This window comes from Pseudobutyrivibrio sp. OR37 (assembly GCF_900113655.1).
GTDB lineage: Bacteria > Bacillota > Clostridia > Lachnospirales > Lachnospiraceae > Pseudobutyrivibrio.
Window position 1 is genome coordinate 19,180 of the sequence record NZ_FOQF01000013.1, and the last position, 19,274, is coordinate 38,453.

A 19,274-nucleotide genomic window follows, 5' to 3' on the forward strand; every position below is an offset into this window, starting at 1 on the left:
TTTGCTACACCCCCTGCTACCTTTTTCTATTGTACACGTTTTTTTACTTGAGCGCCATCTCTTCCATCTCTCTGGCAATTTTATTAATTACATCCAGAGTCTCATTCATGTTTGTAAGAGCATCCATTGCGTCATCACTTACAGCACCAACTGTATCTGTAGCTGCTGCAACCTCTTGTGATGTAGCTGATAGATTTGTGATATTGTCCATAATCTGAGTATTTGCTGCGATTACCTCATCAACTGATGATTTAACCTGAACAACGCCTTCTCTCAGCTCATCTGTACCTTCTTTAATGTTATCAAGCTTTGTTCCTGTCTCAGAAATAAGCTCGTTCTGCTTGTTAGCATATTCTGCTGATTTTGACATTGCAGATGCTGCTGAACGTGCATCTGATGTAAGTCTCTCGATAATCTTTGCTATCTCTTCTGTAGCCTCTCTGGTGCTCTCAGAAAGTGCTCTGATTTCATCAGCAACAACGGCAAATCCCTTACCAGCCTCACCAGCTCTTGCTGCCTCGATTGAAGCGTTAAGTGCAAGAAGATTTGTCTGGCTGGAAATTCCAAGGATAGTTTCTGTGATACCCTGAATATCCTGGATACTTTCATTAAGGGCCTGTGTTGTTTCACTTGTTTCGATGTTAATATTAGCAACCTTCTCGGCCTGGCTCTTAAGCTGATTAATAAGGTCCACACCTTCATTAACCGATTCCTCAACTCTCATTGAAACATCATCAATATTATTAGCCTCTGAACCAACAGTCTGAATGCTTTCCTGAATAACAGCTGTCTTACTAGTCTGATTTTCAACTGCCTCGGCTGTATTTCTTGTTCCCTCTACAATCTCTGCCACAGAATGATGTACAGTTTCCATTGAATTATTAAGTGCTGTAGAAACTTCATTAGCCTCCTCAAACTTCTTATTCAGCTGCTCTGCCAAATCAACAATTGTTTCAGATGTCTCTTTAAGGTCTTCTGCATGATCCTTGATTGTATCAAGAGCTTCTGTAGTCTGTCTTCTCTGCTGTTTACATACTACAACTGCTATTGTGCAGGCTATAATACTAAAACCTAATTCTGTCATTAAATCACGGCCAGAAATATGTCCTTTGCGAATCTCTAAAAAGCCCGAGGTTATAAGACATACATTGGCAATTATACATCCTATCCTTACCGTGCCAGCCTCTCCATAAATCATAACGATAAGTATAATAGGATACATAAACAAGTACATATGGTTATCACTAGGTACATATATATTCAACAAAAACATCGCAACCATAGATAATGTGATGCAGAACTTATAACGATATTGCTCGCCAAAGCTCATATAACATACCTGGAATAATATAATATCAAGAACTGCTAAAACTAAACGCACTAAATCTAGCGGATTAACGCCGTCCATTATAAGTGATCTGACAGCAAAAAATATCAACGCTATACATGTGATTGTACCGCAATATCTGGCCAAACGGTTCTTTTCAAGCATCTGCTTGGTTTTGATATCAATTCTCTCAGCTTCTTCATTCATAATTGATGCCCTCCATATATCTCATCATATTTTCCGCTGGATACTTTCGTCATTACACTAAGTATAACCACATTTTTTTGAAAATAATGTGAATTTGCAGAAACTTCACAAAAGATTCATAAGACTAATTTCCCATATAAATGTGAAGAGGCCACGACTGAATATCAGCCGCAGCCCCTTCTATATATTATTGTAGCGCTACTACACTTGTGGATTATCAGACTCAATCTTGAACTTAGAAAGTTCATCATTGATAGCAAGAGCTGAATCTGAAACAGAATTTGCTACATCTTCTACGCCCTGGCTTTCTGTTGCAATCTGGTTAGCACTTTCTGTAAGTGTATAGATTGTTGCAGTGATTTCTTCTGAACTAGCTGACTGCTCCTCTGAAATAGCTGCTACGGACGATGCAATATCATTAACCTCGCCCATCATACTAATCATGTTCTTCATTACGCTTGCAGCTTCGTTAAGGTCATCGTAAATCTTGCTGAAGCTTGTACCAGCCTTTTCTACTACCTCACCGCTGGCATTAATTGAATCCATGTTATTCTGTGACTTTTCTGCCAAATCAGAGATAAGTCCTGTAATCTGTTTGATAATATCGCCGATTTCCTTTGCCGCATCCTGAGAGTTCTGAGCTAGCTTTCCGATTTCATCGGCAACAACTGCAAAGCCCTTGCCTGCCTCACCTGCTCTGGCAGCCTCGATAGAAGCGTTAAGAGACAACAGGTTTGTCTGCTCTGCAATAGAATCAATCATCTGAACAATATCTGTAATCTGCTTAGCAGAATCGCCTACAGTAACTACAACATCGTTCATCTCGCTCATAGACTCATTAATCTTGTCCATACTGCGCTGAACCTCAGTCATATCCTCCTGACCAATCTTGGCCTGGTCTACTAAGGCAATCATGGTTTCGTTTGTGCTATTTCCATTATCAGTCAAATCTGAAACTGCATGAGCAAGATTTGTTGCGTTCTCAGCAAGCTCGCCGACAGCGTTTGAAATATCGTCCATAGTCTCTTGAATCTGACCCATTGATACTGACTGGTCGCCAGCCTCTGTACTCATCTTGCTAGATGCATTCTTAGAGGTCTCAGAATCCTCCTGCAGCTGTTCTGCACGGCCCTGAATAGAACCAATAGCTCCATTCATAATCTGTACGAAACGCTGCATTTCCTTACTGATAAGACCAATCTCATCGCCTCTATCATCTGGCATTCTTGTTGTGAAATCACCATCGGAAATCTTAAGAATGCTGCTTGAAAGGCCAGATACTGGTTTTGTAATAACCTTGTTGATTGTAATAAGGATAACTGCTGTAATTACAGCTATTAACAGAAGCATTGCAATAATAGATACAACCATAAAGTGGTTTGCTTCCGCCATTACATCATCAACTGCTACTGATGAAATAAGCGACCATGGCGTTCCAGGAATAGCTGATACACATACATAATAGTCTGTGTTTGTAGAATCCTGATTAATAATAACTACATCTGTGTTACCGTTTTCAACAAGAGCTTTTACATCCTGTAAATACTTGCTTCCAGACTCAGAAACTAAAGTTCCATTGAGTGCTGTATCAAAATAAGAAATAATAAAATCTCCGTCAAGTACCATTGAACCACCAGTCTTCATAGGTGTAAGAGCATTAACCTTCTCTTGAAGATCTGTTAGAAATACATCAACAGCAGCAACACCCTTTTCGCCATTTGCACAGTCAACAGAACGTACAAATGTAACGCAAAGCTCATTTCTTGCAGCGTCTAAGTATGAATCTGTACAGATAAAGTTTTCTTGATCTTTGCCCACGCTATACCATCCACGCTCTGTAGGTCTCCAATCAGCTGGCTGCTTCTGATGATTAGCAAAGAAATACGTATCATCAGAAAAACCAATGTATATACCTGTATTTTCAACTGTATTATAATCAGCAGAAGGCTCAACATACTTAAGCATCGCATTATGATCTTCAAAAACAACACTTTCTAAAGTATCACAATACTGTCCATCTTTGGCTGTAAGCATTTCAAATACTGCGCCTAAATCACTAGCATTGGCTTGCCCTTCAGCCTTTAAATCCATAAGGGAAACTTCGGTGATAACCTGACGTGCGTTGTAGGAAATAAACACAATAATGCATATAATACCAATAAGAATAATTGGTAATAGATAAAGCAACAATGTTTTCCCTATTCCGCGCTTAACTTTCATAGCAGAATTTGTTACATTTTCTTTTTTAGCCATGGCGCCCTCCTAATTAATTGCAGAATCCCCTCATCTGCGTTCTAGTGAATTTGAGTTCATCATAGACTAAAAATGTTATATTCCTGTTAATTTATCTAACTTCTTAATTTTTTCACTATTTCTTCATAGTTGTCCTTCATGTGCGGTCTAAGGCAATTTACACAGGATTTAATCCCCTTTTCAGTGTAGTAAAAATTGCCACCACATTCCTTGCCCAAATGATAAAGTGGACAATAACAAAAGAGACAGTTAAACTCTTCTGGTTTATCTGTCTCATGGCAAGGAAAATATTCACACTCTCTATTCTGAAAGAATTTATAATGTTCCATATATGCTCCAAGTCCGCAACTATTACGTTCACAATCATAATATTTCTTCCAGTCACTAATGTGACTTCCAGAAAAATTATAGATTGTTAACTATAGTTGCTCACTTAAATTTTTAACCTACCTTTAGTTTGAACTTCTGTAAGTCGTGTTCACTGTCGACTTCGGCGAAGGTTGCGCCTAGCTTTGTGAACTTGCCAACGATATCCTCGTATCCACGCTGGATATACTTGATATCATCGATTACTGTAATACCATCTGCAGCAAGTCCTGCGATAATAAGAGCTGCACCAGCACGAAGGTCTGGAGCCTGTACCTGTGCACCTGTATATTTCTCAACACCTGTTACGATAGCAACAGTACCTTCAACCTTGATGTTGGCTCCCATTCTTGCGAGCTCATCTACATATTTAAAACGGTTTTCAAAAATAGATTCTGTAACTGTACTGGTTCCCTCTGCAATAGCAAGCACAGCTGTAATCTCTGGCTGCATATCTGTTGGGAAACCTGGATATGGAAGTGTAGTTACGTGTGTATGTGTAAGCTTACGTCCCTTAGCAATAACTCTAACAGCATCATCATATTCTTCGATTACGCAGCCTGCCTCAATAAGCTTTGCTGAAGTAGCTTCCAAATGCTTAGGAATAACATTCTTAATAAGAACATCACCGTGTGTAGCCGCAGCAGCACACATATATGTACCAGCCTCAATCTGATCTGGAATAACAGCGTATGTAGTACCGTGAAGCTTCTGTACGCCTACGATACGGATAACATCAGTACCAGCACCACGGATATTAGCACCCATACTGTTAAGGAAGGATGCGACATCAACAACGTGTGGCTCCTTTGCTGCATTTTCGATAGTAGTCTTACCTTCTGCAAGTACAGCAGCAAGCATGATATTGATAGTAGCACCTACTGATACCTTATCAAGGTAAATATGGCTACCTGCAAGCTTGTCTGCTCTAGCAGACCAAAGTCCGTAAGATACATCAACATTTGCTCCAAGAGCCTTGAGTCCCTTTACGTGTAAATCGATTGGACGTGATCCTATAAGGCAACCGCCTGGAAGTGCAACCTCTGCACTTTTATATTTGCCCAATAGTGCTCCCATTAAATAATAAGAAGCACGAATCTTTTTGATGTATTCGTAATCTACTGAAAGTCTATTGATGGTTGAACCATTAATCTCAACTGTATGATCATCCACACGGTTAATCTTTGCACCAATGTCTTCAATAGCGCCAATCAAAACATTAATATCTTTAACATTTGGCAGATTTTCTATTGTAACAGTCTCGTCTGTCATAATGGCACCAGCCAAAATACCAAGTGCTGCGTTTTTGGCACCGCTTATCTCTACCTCTCCTGAAAGCGCTGTGCCGCCCTTAATCACATACTGTTCCATTTTATCTCCTATAACCTCTAACTTAAGAAACGAGTCATTAAAAAGGAATCGGCTACGCTGATTCCTCTTTAGACTGACTCTGATATAATTTAGCATAAAAGCCGTTTTTCTGCAACAATTCCTTATGACTTCCTTGCTCAACTATACTTCCATCTTTTACAAAGAGAATTACGTCCGCTTCTCTAATAGTTGATAGTCTGTGGGCTACTATAAAAGTAGTTCTGCCCTTCATCATCTTATTAAATGCTGATTGTATTTTCTGTTCTGTTCTTGTATCTATTGAACTAGTAGCTTCATCTAATATTAACATCGGTGGGATGTTAAGCATTACTCTTGTAATACATAACAGCTGCATCTGTCCTTGGGATAATGATACACCCACTGAAGAAAGGATTGTATCATACCCATAAGGCATCCTTTTTATGAAGCTGTGAGCATAAGTAGCCTTCGCAGCCTCCATTATTTCTTCATCAGTGGCATTTGGATTTGCCATCTTTAGATTGTCCTTTACGCTGGCATTCTTAAGCCAGGTCTCCTGCAGTACCATTCCAAAGCTTTGACGCAAATCGTTAATCGGAATATCCCTAATATCAACACCATCTATAAGGATTTGGCCCTTATCAATATCATAAAATCTCATAAGAAGATTAATGATTGTACTTTTTCCTGCACCAGTTGGACCAACAATGGCAATTCGCTGTCCACTCTTTACTGAAAGATTGAGATTCTCGATAAGCTTCTTATTCTTATCATAAGAAAAGAATACGTCCTTGAATTCAATGTTTCCTTCTATTTCATTTAAGGACTGTTCCCCTTCATCAACCTCTACCTCAGCATCAATCATTTCAAACAATCTTGCTGCACAGGCAAGGGCATTTTGAAACTCTGTGATAACTCCTGATATTTCATTAAATGGCTTTGCATAAGTGCTGGCATATGATAAGAAGCTTGTAAGTCCACCGACTGTAATACCACCAGCGATTGCCATAATGGCTCCAAACACACCTACAGCTGCATAGATAATGTTGTTGATAAGTCTTGTGCTTGGATTAACTGTAGAAGAATAAAAGGTTGCCTTCATAGATGCATCTCTCAGGCTATTGTTCATAGTCTCAAATTCTTCTATTGCTCTGGACTCATAGTCCATATTTCTGACAATATTCTTGCCAGTAATCATTTCTTCTATATAAGAAGTTTCAGTTCCTCTAAGCTTTGCCTGTTCCCCAAAAAACTTATAGGTCTTTTCAGAAATAAATTTTGCAAGTAATAGCGATAATGGTGTGGCTATTATTACTATCAAAGCTATTTTCACTGAAATCATCAACATAAAATAGATAGTACCAAGTATTGTAAGCACACCTGTGAAGAACTGAGTAAAGCCCATCAAAAGACCATCTGCAAATGTATCAGCATCTGAAACGATACGGCTTACATAATCGCCATGTGGATGTGAATCTATCTGAGACAGCTTCATGTGCTGCAGCTTTTTAAAGGCTCTGTCTCGAAGGCTCTTTGTAACGCTATAGGTAATGGCATTATTCACCCTGTTCATAATCCACTGTGTAAAGAAGGTTGCAGCCACTGTCACAGCCATCTGCTGTAATACAGCTATAAGATTATCGTAATCAATCTCTCCCGGTGCAACAATGCAATCCACTGCCTTACCTGTAAGAATAGGAATTCTAAGTGTCAGGTATACGGTTGCCAGTGCACAGATAATAGAAAGGATTATCTGTATACCATAGCTTTTTAATTCTATTAAAACACGATTTAATATATTTGCTTGAGATTTATTATTCATTTACAGCCTCCTCTCTAGGATACTGACAATAATATATCTCCTGATATGTCTCGCAGTCCTTTATAAGCTTGTCATGATTTCCAAGTCCAACACACTTACCATCATCTAACACTAATATCTGATCTGCCTCAAGCACTGATGATGCCCTCTGAGAAACTATTATAAGTGTTGGATGCCATGGCAGATTCATAAGTGCCTTTTTAAGTTTTGCTTCTGTAGCAAGATCAAGGGCACTGGCTGAATCGTCCAGCATAATATATTTAGGCTGCCCCACAAGAGCTCTTGCAATTGTAAGACGCTGTCTTTGTCCTCCGGAGAAGTTGGCGCCTTTGCCTTTAACCTCTGTATCGATGCCGCCATCCTTTGCCTCAACAAAATCAAGCGCCTGCGCTATATTAAGTGCCGATTTAATTTCTCTATCATCTGGCTCAGAACCATTCATTTCCATATTGCTTCTAACAGTGCCACTAAAAAGATAGGCCTTCTGTGGAACTATACCAAAGCATTTAGCCAAGTAGCTATCATCAAACTGATTTACATTTGTGCCCCCAATTTCGATAGCACCCTTTGTAACATCATAAGTATGATTTAGCAATTTAAGAAGTGTACTCTTACCCGAACCTGTACCACCTATGATGCCCAAGGTAGAACCTGCTGGTATTTCTAAGCTAATATCCTCAAGGTCCATATCTGCTGTACCATTGTAGCTAAATGATACATTTTTTATGGAGATTGCCTGAGGATTATTAGAGCCTCCTATAATTAAACCGTCATTTAATTTATTATCAAAATATCTTTCGTCCGACTTCATCTCCATAAGCTCCTGAACTCTGTCTGCTGATGGAAATGCCTTCATCAAAAGTACGATTAGGTTGGCAAGCTTAATCAGCTCTACCAAAATCTGACTCATGTAGTTTACCAAAGCTACTACATCACCCTGCAGGATAAATCCATTATCAACTCTGTGCATTGCCACATAGATTAAAACAACTATGCCAAGGTTTACTACTACATAGGTAACTGGATTGAGCAGTGCTGAAATCTTACCAGTATTAATCTGCATAGTAGCAAGCTCACCAGTCTTTGCTTCGAAGCCTGACTTCTCCTGCTCCACCTGGCAAAAGGCTCTGAGCACTCTTGAGCCTTCCAAATTTTCGGAAACAGCATGAAGCACTTTTTCTAATCTGGCAGCGATTGTTTTATATCTAGGAAGTGTATAGCGCATAATGAAATACACTATTATTGAAAGCAATGCTACTACTAATATAAAAATAAATGCTGATTTAATATCAACTATAAATGCCATTACAATGGCACCACCTACTATAAATGGTGAACGCAAGAATAATCTCAGCACCATGTTGATAGCATTTTGAATCTGATTAATATCATTTGTGATTCGAGTGGTAAGAACTTCCTCACCTATCTTTTCCTTTGTGCCCTGGGACAAGGACATTATCTTTGCAAACAATGCCTGTCTTATTTCTGCTGCTGTAAATACTGCAACATAAGCACTGAAATACTGGGCTGTGATTGAAAACATAAGGCCAACAACTGCCAGTAATAAAAGAACCCCACTCATCTTAATGATGTAGTGGGTGTCCGAGGTTGCGATACCCTTGTTAATGATTGATGCCATAACAAGTGGTACTAAAAGCTCAAATACCGCCTCTAACATTTTGAAGAGTGGGGCTAAAAATGCCTTAATTTTATATTTTTTGAGATAGTTTAAAACAAAACTCATAAATTACTCCGCTTCTGTTTCCTCAGTAGTCTCATCTGATGTTTCTTCAGATGTTTCCTCTGTCTCCCCGTCTGCTGTAGTATCTTCTGTTTCTTCTGTAGATTCTTCCTTTGTTTCAGGAGCCTTGAAAAGTGAATCGAACTGAACCTTTTCCCAAACCTTATCATTTACCTTCCAAGTGATTGCTTCCTTCCACTCATCCATGAGCTTATCAAAAGCTTCAGACTGAAGTGACTCTCTCTTGCTCTGTGAAGCATCCTCATCATGGTCTGCTGTAAGCTTAATTACATACATGCCAGTTCCTTCAACTGTAATGACGCCTGACTGCTCGCCCTCTTTAAGCTTTTCAGCTTCCTTGATAACGGACATGTCCATTGATTCATCCTCTGACTCACCCTTAAGGTAAGAGAAGTTCTGAGTTGTAAGACCAAGCTCTTCAACCTTAGCATCAAAATCCTCTGATGTAGAAAGCTCCTTTGCCTGAGTCTTCATTTCTGCAATTTCGTCATCAGTTAAGTCTGTCTTATTGCCATCTGCATCAGTCTTGCCTGTTGTATCAAATAGCACGTAGCTAAATGAACGCATCCAGCAATCCTCATCCTTTATATCAGGATCTGCAGCTTCCTTTGCAGCCTTGCTTACAAGTGTATAGTAAGTTCTGTACTCAAGATATTCTTTAACATATTCCTCTGTAGCACCCATTGCCTTAAGAGATTCTTTATCATTGTCAGAAATGAACTTCTTTGCTGCTTCTGCAATATCGTTCTTCTGCTCCTTTGATAATTTTACCCCATAATCATCAGCGTGAACCTTTGCAAGATACTGAGATTCCATATCCTCAAGCACGCCATCCTTTGTGTCTTCCTGAAGTGTCGAACCACTTCCTGACATATCAGACTTCCACATATCCTCGCCGTAATATGCAAGAAGATACTGGTCATACATAGCCTGCTGATATCTTGCTGCAAAGTTACCATATCCAAGAGAAATAGTATCCTTTGTGCCATCCTCTGTCTTAATTGTTACAAGTGTCTCGTTAGGATTGATTTTACTGCAGCCTGTCATCATAACTACTGCTGATAATGCAGTAAGTCCTGCTGCCTTAACCATTTTTTTATTCATTATAAATTCCTCCTGAGTGTCCCCACCCAAATATTTTCAAGCCTTTTTATTATAATTAATCCTCGTGAATTATACAAGGCATGCCATGCATTAAGGCTGTTTTACGTAGCTTCGTCCTTATTCCTCCACCTTCAGCGTCTTCAAATCAAGCAAAAAGTCCTGCAGGTACTCGAAAACCTCGGATGGTTTGATGCGTGTGTTAGCTCTGGTATTAAATATAAATGCCGGGTTCTTAGGGTCTGCCGCAAAGGTGATGTGTGGATTGTTGCGCTCTAAAAGAGCAGGAATCTGAACCACGTCTATCTTGGCCTTTTCGTACATGACGATGCGGATGATGTCACCCTTTTGCTCGATGGCTGATACATAAGCATCGTGAGCCTTCACGCGAAGCATTGCCACCCAAAGCAGATTCTGGACGCATCGCTTTGGTTCGCCGAAGCGGTCCACAAGCTCGTCAAGCATATCATCTCTTGCTTCCTCGCTGTCGATAGCAGCAATACGCTTGTAGATATCGATACGCTGCTCTTCGTTTGATACGTAGGTATCTGGAAGATATGCTTCGATATTGATATCCACTGAGGTGTTGAAGTTTTCTTCCTTCACCTCGCCCTTTTCTATCTTTACGGCCTCGTTAAGCATCTTGCAATATAAATCGTAACCTACTGCAGTCATGTTGCCGTGCTGTTCCACACCTAACAGATTTCCAGCTCCACGTATCTCCAAATCTCGCATGGCGATTTTAAAGCCAGAGCCTAAATCTGTAAATTCCTTAATAGCGGCAAGACGCTTCTCTGCAACTTCCTTTAGCATCTTGTCTCTTCTATACATTAAAAACGCATATGCGGTACGATTACTTCGGCCTACTCGTCCACGAAGCTGATATAACTGAGATAATCCCATGTTGTCAGAATCATGAATGATTATCGTATTTACGTTAGAAATATCCAGACCTATTTCAATGATGGTGGTAGCTACAAGCACATCAATCTCGTGATTGATAAACTGCATCATGACATCCTCAACCTTTGCCTCGGTCATCTGACCATGGATATATCCCACTGTTGCCTCTGGAACCAGGCGCTCTATTTCCGCAGCCATATCCTGAATGCCTCGCACTCTGTTGAATACGTAGTACACCTGTCCATCTCTTGCCATCTCACGCACAATGGCTTCACGCACCATTTCTTCGTTGTATTCAAATACAAAGGTCTGGATTGGCGTACGCTCCATTGGCGCCTCATCCAGTACACTCATGTCACGGATTCCGACCAAAGACATGTGAAGTGTACGAGGAATTGGTGTAGCAGAAAGGGACAGCACATCTACTGTCTTTTTCATCTGCTTGATGCGCTCCTTATGATTAACACCAAATCGCTGCTCCTCATCTATGATAAGAAGTCCTAAATCCTTAAATTCTACGTCCTTTGAAAGCAGGCGGTGTGTACCGATGACGATATCTACCATGCCCTTTTTCAAATCCTCAATAGTCTTTTTCTGCTCCGCAGCGGTTCTAAATCTACATAGCAATCCCATGTTTACAGGATAGCCACCCATTCTTTGAACGAAGTTATTATAATGCTGCTGCGCAAGGATAGTTGTAGGCACCAGATATGCAACCTGCTTGCCTTCCTGAACAGCCTTAAATGCAGCTCGCATAGCAACCTCTGTTTTACCAAAGCCTACGTCACCACAGATAAGTCTATCCATGATTTTCTTTGATTCCATATCCTTCTTTACGGCATCAATAGCTGTAAGCTGACCTTCTGTTTCCTCGTATGGAAAGCTTTCTTCAAATTCCTTCTGCCATACGGTATCAGGACCATACACAAATCCATCTGTATTTTGGCGAAGTGCGTACAAATCCACCAGCTCCTTGGCAACTACACCAACAGCCGATTGAACCTTCTGCTTTGTTCTGGTCCATTCCTGAGTGCCGGCACCAAGACTGTTGAGCTTTGGTTTCTTGCCATCAGGACCAGAATATTTCTGTATCATATCAAGCTGGGAAGTAAGCACATACAGATTGCTGCCCTTAGCATACTCAATCTTTATATAATCGCGGATTACCTTGTCCACTTCCATTTGCTCGGTTCCCTTGTACACGCCCAATCCATAATTTTCATGAACAACATAATCTCCAACGTGAAGATCCTGGAATGAAGAAATAGATTCGCCCTCGTATTTCTTTACCCTGCGCTTTTTCTTACGAACATGTCCAAAGATATCTCCGTCAGACAGCATTACAAAGGCAGAATTAGGATAATCAAATCCTCTTTTAATATTTCCAACACACAACATTGTTTCCCCAGGATTGATTTTATGATCTAAATCAGTGGTGAAATATGCGTTTAATCCTTCATCTAACAGATCCTGTGCCAGACGCTGCCCCTTTGTGGATGAGCTGGTCACAAGTAGCACCTTGTATTTACGCTTCTTGTACTGGAGCAATTCCTTAGTCAATAGCTCAAATGAACCGTTGTACGCATTAACACCCTGCACTGCAATGCTGAAGTGGTCTGCTGATTTAAGCAACTTATTTTTAGCATCCAAAACAGACATAAGTGTAGTAGGGTATTTTTCGATTCTTCCGAATATCTCCGACACGCTGTAAAGCATTTCCATCTGGCCCTTTAGCATGTAGCCAGCCTCAACGCGGCGTGTCATGGCATCAGCAAATTCAGTTTCTGTAACCTCGCCTTTGTTTATTACCTTCTGAACCTCGTCAATAAACACGTAGGTTCCCTTTGGCATGAAATCTATAAATGAACCCAGCTTGTCGCAGAAGTAAGTGAGATTTGTTTCAAGCTCCTGGGATAATCCCCATTCTCTTGTCTCCTCCACAACTCTGTCGGCATAGGTTTTCAGATGATATGCCTCTTCCGTTTTCATTTCCTTACGATACTGTTCATAGCGCTCATCTCGTTCGGCTTCAATCTTCTGAAGACCAGCCTCCACCTCGTCAGCCCCCAGTATTAGCTCGACCGCAGGAAAAATTAAAACAGAATTTATATTTTCGATAGACTTCTGATTGCTGGCATCGTAGGTACGAATGCTATCAACCTCGTCACCCCACAGCTCAATACGAACTGGCAAATCCGAAGTAAGTGGGAACACATCGATGATTCCACCTCTAACTGCAAACTCACCTGGATGCTCGCAGGTACCCACATTTTCATAGCCCATGGCAACCAGCTTGCGGCGCAATGCCTCAAGCTCGATTGTATCCGTATCAGATATAGCAACCACACCATCCTCGAAATAAGAAAGTGCAGGCAGCTTATTCATTAACGCATCTATGGTGGTTATTACAGTACATGAATTATTGCTGATAACTGCCTCTATGGCGCTCATACGCTCGCGTGTAAGGGCGTTACCTCTGATATCCGACTGGTAAAACAGGAAATCCTTTGCAGGGAAAAATACCGTATTTTCATCGTAAAAACGATATTCCTCCACAATCTCCCTTGCCTTTAATTCATCTGCTGTAATAATCAGCTTATAATCAACGTCATGGCCTATACCAAAAATAAGGTGCGCCTTATCGGCACACCCTGTTATATCATAGACTTTACCGCGGCGAGAAAGAGCCTCACGAAGAGACTCCACCGCTGTTAAATTTTCAAATGGTTCTAAAAATGTTTTCATAATTATTTGCCTATAATTTTTTCTGCTCTATCAAGTGCTGCATCAATATTTGGTGCGAAGTTCTCCTCTCCTACGATGCTAATGAAATCAGCCTTCTCCATCATGTGTCTTGGCTGCTCGTTTACGTGTGAGAATACTACTGTTACGCCCTTAGCCTTAGCGCGCTCTACAAGGTCTCTTAAAGCTCTAAGTGCTGTAACATCAATAGCTGGAACTGAACGCATTCTGATAACAAGTACCTTTGTGAAGCGCTTTACATTGATATCATTTGCAAGCATATCTGAAACACCGAAGAAAAGAGGTCCTGTGATTTCGAATACACGGATTTCCTTTTCAACTGCTCTAAGGTCATCAACGAATTCCTCGTCGTCTGACTGATATGTCCAACCACTTACATGTGTCTCCTCGCTCATTCTCTTGATGAAAAGGATACATGCAACAATCATACCCCACTCAATAGCAACAACAAGGTCGAATACTACTGTAAGGATGAATGTAAGTACAAGTACGATGATATCTGACTTTGGAGCATATTTTACAAGTCTTACGAATGGTCTCCACTGGCACATGTTGTAAGCTACCTGGAAAAGAATAGCTGCGATACATGGCATTGGGATGAACTTTGCATAAGGCATAAGTACTACAAGTACGATTAAAAGTGTGATTGAATGAACCATACCTGCGATTGGTGTACGTCCACCGTTTTTGATGTTGGCAGCTGTACGTGCAATAGCGCCTGTAGCTGGGATACCACCAAATAAAACTGAGCCGATGTTACCGATACCCTGACCGATAAGCTCCTGATTACTTCTGTGCTTGCTGTTTACCATACCATCGGCAACTACTGCAGAAAGAAGTGATTCGATAGCTGCAAGGATTGCGATTGTAAATGCATTAGGCATTTCATTTCTAACTATTGCAAGTGAGAAATGTGGCACTGAAAGGCTTGGAAGTCCTGCCTTTAAATCTGGATAAAGTGTTCCGATTGTATTTACGTTAAGGTGTAAGCCCTGAACGATTGCGATACTAACAAATACTGCGATGATAGATGCTGGTATCTTTGAGAAAAACTTAGGCCAGATAATAAGCACTGCAAGGCAGATAATACCTACCATCATTGCCTGAACGTTGAGTGAATCGATGTTTGCAAAGAATACTTTTAACTTATCAATTGTCTCGATTGGCTTTTCGCCACGGAAATCTACACCAAAGAAATCCTTAAACTGACCAATAAGAATAGTAACTGCGATTCCGGCTGTGAATCCTGTTGTGATTGTGTATGGTATGAATTTGATAAGTGCTCCGGCTTTTACTATACCTAAGATTATCAAAATGATACCTGCCATGATAGTTGCGATGATAAGACCATCCATACCATCTGTGGCAATGATTCCTGCTACGATTGTAGCAAATGCAGCTGTTGGACCAGCTATCTGAACTGTACTTCCTCCGAAGAAGGAAATCAAAAAGCCAGCCACGATTGCTGTATATAAACCTGGCTCTGGGCCAACTCCTGACGCAAGCGCCAAGGCAATAGAAAGTGGCAATGCAATGATTGCCACGATGATTCCTGATACTAAATCTTTAAAGAACTGCTCCTTGCTATAATTTTTCATGCAAGTAAACAGCATAGGTTTAAAACTTTCCATTAAATCAAACTCCTAATCTTCTTCCTAGCATTTCTGCATTAACTGCATACTCCATTGCTGTTTCTTTTGTAATTTTGCCTGCCTGAACAAGCTTGAATAAGCTAGAGTCCATAGAAACCATATCTTCAGTGTCGCTAGAATAAATAACACCTTCGATTTGTGGCACCTTATTTTCTCTAATCATGTTTCTGATGGCTGGTGTAACTGTCATAACCTCAAATGCAGGCACAAGTGTGCCATCTACTGTTGGCACCAGCTGCTGAGATACAACCGCCTTTATAACCATAGAAAGCTGTAATGCTATCTGGTGTTGTTGCTCTGATGGAAAAACATCGATAATTCTGTCGATGGTGTTTGCTGCGCCAATGGTATGCAATGTAGACAGTATCAAATGACCTGTCTCAGCCGCGGTCATTGCAACGGAAATGGTTTCAGCATCACGCATTTCTCCAAGCAAGATAACATCAGGACTCTGTCTAAGTGATGCACGAAGTGCTGTCACATAGTTCTCTGTATCTAAGTGGATTTCTCGCTGTGACACTATTGATTTGGCGTGTCTGTGAAGGTACTCCACTGGGTCCTCTAATGTAATAATGTGTTTATTATAATTTTTATTTATTTTATCAACGATGCAAGACAAAGTGGTAGACTTACCACTTCCTGCAGGACCAGTAACCAGTACTAATCCCTTTGATTCGTTTGACAGCTTGATAACTGACTCTGGAATCATAAGCTCCTGATAATCAGGCAATGTAAATGTGATTATGCGAATGACTGCCGCATAGGTACCCCTCTGCTTAAAGGCATTCACTCTGAATCTCGATACATCCTTAATAGCGAATGAAAAATCATCATCGCCATATTCTTTATACTTTGAAATGTCTCTTCCTGCAAGCTCATATATTTGCTCTACCAAGGCCTTGGCATTATCAGGCTTAACTACGCCATCGTCTGGCTCTGACTTTTCATCATATCCATCCTCCAATTCAGAGCGAGTCAATACCATATCGTTTACTCTAAAAGAAACCTCACGGCCTGTGATTATGAACATATCTGATGCCTTATATTTTTTAACAGCATCTGTCAAATAGCTTACAATGTTTACACTCATACTCAAATCCCCTCTAATCATCTATTGTTATGACAGGTTGTGAACTTTCTGCCTCCCAATTAGATGAGTTATCCACAGTGAATCTAACAATTTCACCTTTATCCACCTTGACATTTAACACCTGATTTTCATTAATATCAACTGTAAATTCCTGATCAGCCCAATTAGAGGCCGCTATTTTCTCGTAGGCTTCGTTAGAAGCTGCGTAATATTCATCAGTGTGTTCCTTAAGCTTTTGGCTTAAATTGTAGTTATTATGACTGGAGGATATGGCAAGCGCCGCTATAACCGCAAACGCCATACTAATCAAAATAACCACCATCAGAGATGTTCCAATATTTATTATTGTCCTGCTTTCACGTTTCTTTTGCTCCATGGATTCACCTATTTAAGTGCCTTTTCCACCTCAAGTGCGTATATTTCCTCGTCAGTAATAGTTGATACTACCACATGCATACTCTGGCAATCGCCCCTTTTATCTGGCTCTACCACTATACTTGTAACCTTATAGGAGGCCTTATCGTCGCTCACCTCATTCCAATTTTCATCAAAATAATAGGTATCACCCTTGTAATTATAGGTGGCAAGATATTCCTCTGCAGCATTAGTGGCAAGATTAACAGCCTCAGTCAATTCCTTGGCTTGCCCACTTTTAGCATAGCTTCCAGCAAAGCACTGGACGCAAACAGCTGAAACTATAATAAAGAAAAAAATCGAAAACATCAGCTCAGTCATGAAGATTCTAGAGCCATTATTCCTGTTTTTCATCTGGCACCTCCACCGACTTCAGTCCGATAGTGACAGGTATTGCATTCCCTGATGTATCCTCAATGTTGATTTCTATCTTATCATCATCAGAACTTAGCTTCATATTGTTTATCTTTAGAATTTTGTTACCAAAATCTGCTGTAGCCTCCGAGCCTTCCTTGGCCGTAAGCTCCATTAAATAGCCATCATATTCATATATATAAAGGCTTACCCCATCTGCCTCTGCAAGCTTCAGACATGCTTTGCCATCGATGGTGTCAATAGTGATTGCACCTGCCTCATCATGAGCCCTCGCCTGCTCCCTGATATAAGAGGTTGCAACCCTGAGATTTCCGTTTTCTTCATTTGCGTATACTACGGATTTATAGGAATTTACAGCCATCAAAAGAACACTCACTCCGGAAAAAGTGAATATCAAAAACAATACCATCAAAAACACGATATCTATATTGTGTCTTCTTAGCTGGTTCTTTTTCAAGGCTGCTCCTTTCCGATATACTATCTATCCAAATTGATTATACTGACCTCTGGGCGCATATTACTTCCATAGATTACATAATCAACTCTAAACTGCTCTTCATCATATATAATGCCGTAGTGCTCCTTCAGATAATCAAAGCTCTGTGGGTATCTTCCCTCTGTCACGTAGCACTGCACAATAGCCCTGTCTATGGCATCTGAAAGACTCTGCTGCTGTTCCTTGGCGGAACCCTTTGTAGTCTGACTTACCACAAACAAAAATATAACGAAGATTATGATAAATATCACAACCGATATAATGGTGCTTTCCACACCATATTTCTTTCTAATTTCATGAATGCCATCAAGGCTTCCAAATCTGGTTCTTCCCATATTAAATCATCCCCGACATAATGTTAAGAAGTGGCAACATTACTGAAAGTAAAATGATACCAACGATTACAGAAAGAATTATTACAAGAGTAGGCTCAACCACTGCGATGAAATCGTTTATCTCATCATCAGCCTCCTCCTGATAGGTGCTGGCTACCTTCTCTAGAACTGTTTCCATATTTCCAGTTTTAGCTCCAAGAATAGCCATTCTTCCATATAATCCACCAAATATACCTGATAGCGAAAAGGCCTTTCCTATATCCATTGATTCAGCAAAGGCATCCTTGCACTTTTCAATCTTTGTCTCAAATTCTGGGGCGTCCACGATTCTTCCACTTACATCAAGCGCCTGCATTACATCCATACCACTTGATAAAGTCATTGCCATGGCAGATGCAAATCTGCTGGTAGAAATCTTTGAATGAATTGATTTGAAGCGACGGCTTCTGTACAAAAGAGTAATTCTTCTGCTCTTGCCCCATTCGCTCTTATTAAGTGCGATTACATATATAATCACTGCGAGAAGTATGATAAGAAGCAGCACCCCATGTGCCTTCATAAACAATCCCACAGCTAAAAAGCCTCCAGACAGACCATCCATGGTACCGCCAAGCTGCTTAAATACTCTGTTAAATACTGGCATGATTTCTGTAACCAGCACAATGATAATCACAAGCATCATCACCACCATCATAAGAGGATAGGTTACAGCGCTGCGTATTGCATTGCTGATAGCCATTTCTCTTGAATAATGAGCGGCCAGATTAGTAAGCACTGTATCCATCTTACCTGTGGTTTCTCCCATTTTTACCATCTCTACAAAATAATCTGGAAAAACCTCCACCTGCTCGATAGCCCTTGAAAGAGAACCTGTTTCTCCTACAATCTGCTCCATCTGTGTGAGAAGCTCTTTCTCCTCTCCACCCTGGGACTCATCCAGCATCATAGTGATTGCCTGTATTGATGAAACACCACTGCTAATCATCATTCCCATTTCGTCCGAGAATGCGTATAACTCCTCTGAAGTTAGCTTTTTTCTAATATTTTCACCCATAATA

The 19,274-nt window shown here is 40.5% G+C and carries 15 protein-coding genes; all 15 read right to left on the bottom strand.

The features are described 5' to 3' along the window. Positions 1-43: 43 nt before the first annotated feature. Complete coding sequence (locus BM097_RS08045) at positions 44-1,534, bottom strand: methyl-accepting chemotaxis protein (RefSeq protein WP_090547871.1); 1,491 nt, start codon at positions 1,532-1,534, stop codon at positions 44-46. Positions 1,535-1,735: 201 nt separating this feature from the next. Then, positions 1,736-3,787, bottom strand: coding sequence for a methyl-accepting chemotaxis protein (locus BM097_RS08050; RefSeq protein WP_090547874.1), 2,052 nt, complete (start codon positions 3,785-3,787; stop codon positions 1,736-1,738). A gap of 95 nt (positions 3,788-3,882) precedes the next feature. Beyond that, entirely contained in the window at positions 3,883-4,116 is a 234-nt protein-coding gene (locus tag BM097_RS16930) for a cysteine-rich small domain-containing protein (protein WP_090547877.1), read from the bottom strand. A 112-nt stretch (positions 4,117-4,228) separates the two neighbouring features. Continuing rightward, positions 4,229-5,524 carry a UDP-N-acetylglucosamine 1-carboxyvinyltransferase gene (locus tag BM097_RS08060; protein WP_090547880.1) on the bottom strand — a complete coding sequence of 432 codons (1,296 nt, stop codon included), beginning with the start codon at positions 5,522-5,524 and terminating at the stop codon, positions 4,229-4,231. A gap of 52 nt (positions 5,525-5,576) precedes the next feature. Next, on the bottom strand, positions 5,577-7,325 hold the full coding sequence (locus BM097_RS08065) for an ABC transporter ATP-binding protein (RefSeq protein ID WP_090547883.1): 1,749 nt from the start codon (positions 7,323-7,325) through the stop codon (positions 5,577-5,579). Beyond that, on the bottom strand, positions 7,318-9,069 hold the full coding sequence (locus BM097_RS08070; RefSeq protein ID WP_090547886.1) for an ABC transporter ATP-binding protein: 1,752 nt from the start codon (positions 9,067-9,069) through the stop codon (positions 7,318-7,320). The genes BM097_RS08065 and BM097_RS08070 overlap by 8 nt, the downstream gene beginning before the upstream one ends. A 3-nt stretch (positions 9,070-9,072) precedes the next feature. Beyond that, positions 9,073-10,191 (bottom strand): hypothetical protein, encoded by a 1,119-nt coding sequence (locus BM097_RS08075; RefSeq protein WP_090547887.1) that lies wholly within the window; start codon positions 10,189-10,191, stop codon positions 9,073-9,075. A 117-nt stretch (positions 10,192-10,308) separates the two neighbouring features. After that, the gene (gene mfd / locus BM097_RS08080; protein ID WP_090547890.1) at positions 10,309-13,836 is read right to left on the bottom strand and encodes a transcription-repair coupling factor; all 3,528 of its coding nucleotides are present in this window, start codon (positions 13,834-13,836) and stop codon (positions 10,309-10,311) included. A gap of 2 nt (positions 13,837-13,838) precedes the next feature. Continuing rightward, entirely contained in the window at positions 13,839-15,485 is a 1,647-nt protein-coding gene (locus BM097_RS08085; RefSeq protein WP_090547892.1) for a SulP family inorganic anion transporter, read from the bottom strand. Between the two features lie 4 nt (positions 15,486-15,489). Next, the gene (locus tag BM097_RS08090; protein ID WP_090547894.1) at positions 15,490-16,596 is read right to left on the bottom strand and encodes a type IV pilus twitching motility protein PilT; all 1,107 of its coding nucleotides are present in this window, start codon (positions 16,594-16,596) and stop codon (positions 15,490-15,492) included. A gap of 13 nt (positions 16,597-16,609) precedes the next feature. After that, entirely contained in the window at positions 16,610-16,972 is a 363-nt protein-coding gene (locus BM097_RS08095; protein ID WP_090547897.1) for a hypothetical protein, read from the bottom strand. Between the two features lie 8 nt (positions 16,973-16,980). Beyond that, positions 16,981-17,364: a hypothetical protein gene (locus BM097_RS08100; protein ID WP_090547898.1), complete on the bottom strand. Its 384-nt coding sequence runs from the start codon at positions 17,362-17,364 to the stop codon at positions 16,981-16,983. Beyond that, the gene (locus tag BM097_RS08105) at positions 17,348-17,842 is read right to left on the bottom strand and encodes a DUF4860 domain-containing protein (RefSeq protein WP_090547901.1); all 495 of its coding nucleotides are present in this window, start codon (positions 17,840-17,842) and stop codon (positions 17,348-17,350) included. The genes BM097_RS08100 and BM097_RS08105 overlap by 17 nt, the downstream gene beginning before the upstream one ends. 20 nt (positions 17,843-17,862) lie before the next feature. Beyond that, positions 17,863-18,216 (bottom strand): hypothetical protein, encoded by a 354-nt coding sequence (locus BM097_RS08110; protein WP_242944681.1) that lies wholly within the window; start codon positions 18,214-18,216, stop codon positions 17,863-17,865. A gap of 1 nt (position 18,217) precedes the next feature. Next, entirely contained in the window at positions 18,218-19,270 is a 1,053-nt protein-coding gene (locus BM097_RS08115; RefSeq protein ID WP_090547903.1) for a type II secretion system F family protein, read from the bottom strand. Between the last annotated feature and the right edge of the window lie 4 nt (positions 19,271-19,274).

Bases quoted from the DNA above. Each gene is read 5' to 3' on its own strand.
- BM097_RS08050 (WP_090547874.1), bottom strand. From the start codon at position 3,787: ATGGCTAAAAAAGAAAATGTAACAAATTCTGCTATGAAAGTTAAGCGC.
- BM097_RS08100 (WP_090547898.1), bottom strand. From the start codon at position 17,364: ATGAAAAACAGGAATAATGGCTCTAGAATCTTCATGACTGAGCTGATG.
- BM097_RS08065 (WP_090547883.1), bottom strand. From the start codon at position 7,325: ATGAATAATAAATCTCAAGCAAATATATTAAATCGTGTTTTAATAGAA.
- BM097_RS08085 (WP_090547892.1), bottom strand. From the start codon at position 15,485: ATGGAAAGTTTTAAACCTATGCTGTTTACTTGCATGAAAAATTATAGC.
- BM097_RS08070 (WP_090547886.1), bottom strand. From the start codon at position 9,069: ATGAGTTTTGTTTTAAACTATCTCAAAAAATATAAAATTAAGGCATTT.
- BM097_RS08060 (WP_090547880.1), bottom strand. From the start codon at position 5,524: ATGGAACAGTATGTGATTAAGGGCGGCACAGCGCTTTCAGGAGAGGTA.
- BM097_RS08115 (WP_090547903.1), bottom strand. From the start codon at position 19,270: ATGGGTGAAAATATTAGAAAAAAGCTAACTTCAGAGGAGTTATACGCA.
- BM097_RS08110 (WP_242944681.1), bottom strand. From the start codon at position 18,216: ATGGGAAGAACCAGATTTGGAAGCCTTGATGGCATTCATGAAATTAGA.
- BM097_RS08075 (WP_090547887.1), bottom strand. From the start codon at position 10,191: ATGAATAAAAAAATGGTTAAGGCAGCAGGACTTACTGCATTATCAGCA.
- mfd (WP_090547890.1), bottom strand. From the start codon at position 13,836: ATGAAAACATTTTTAGAACCATTTGAAAATTTAACAGCGGTGGAGTCT.
- BM097_RS08095 (WP_090547897.1), bottom strand. From the start codon at position 16,972: ATGGAGCAAAAGAAACGTGAAAGCAGGACAATAATAAATATTGGAACA.
- BM097_RS08090 (WP_090547894.1), bottom strand. From the start codon at position 16,596: ATGAGTGTAAACATTGTAAGCTATTTGACAGATGCTGTTAAAAAATAT.
- BM097_RS08045 (WP_090547871.1), bottom strand. From the start codon at position 1,534: ATGAATGAAGAAGCTGAGAGAATTGATATCAAAACCAAGCAGATGCTT.
- BM097_RS16930 (WP_090547877.1), bottom strand. From the start codon at position 4,116: ATGGAACATTATAAATTCTTTCAGAATAGAGAGTGTGAATATTTTCCT.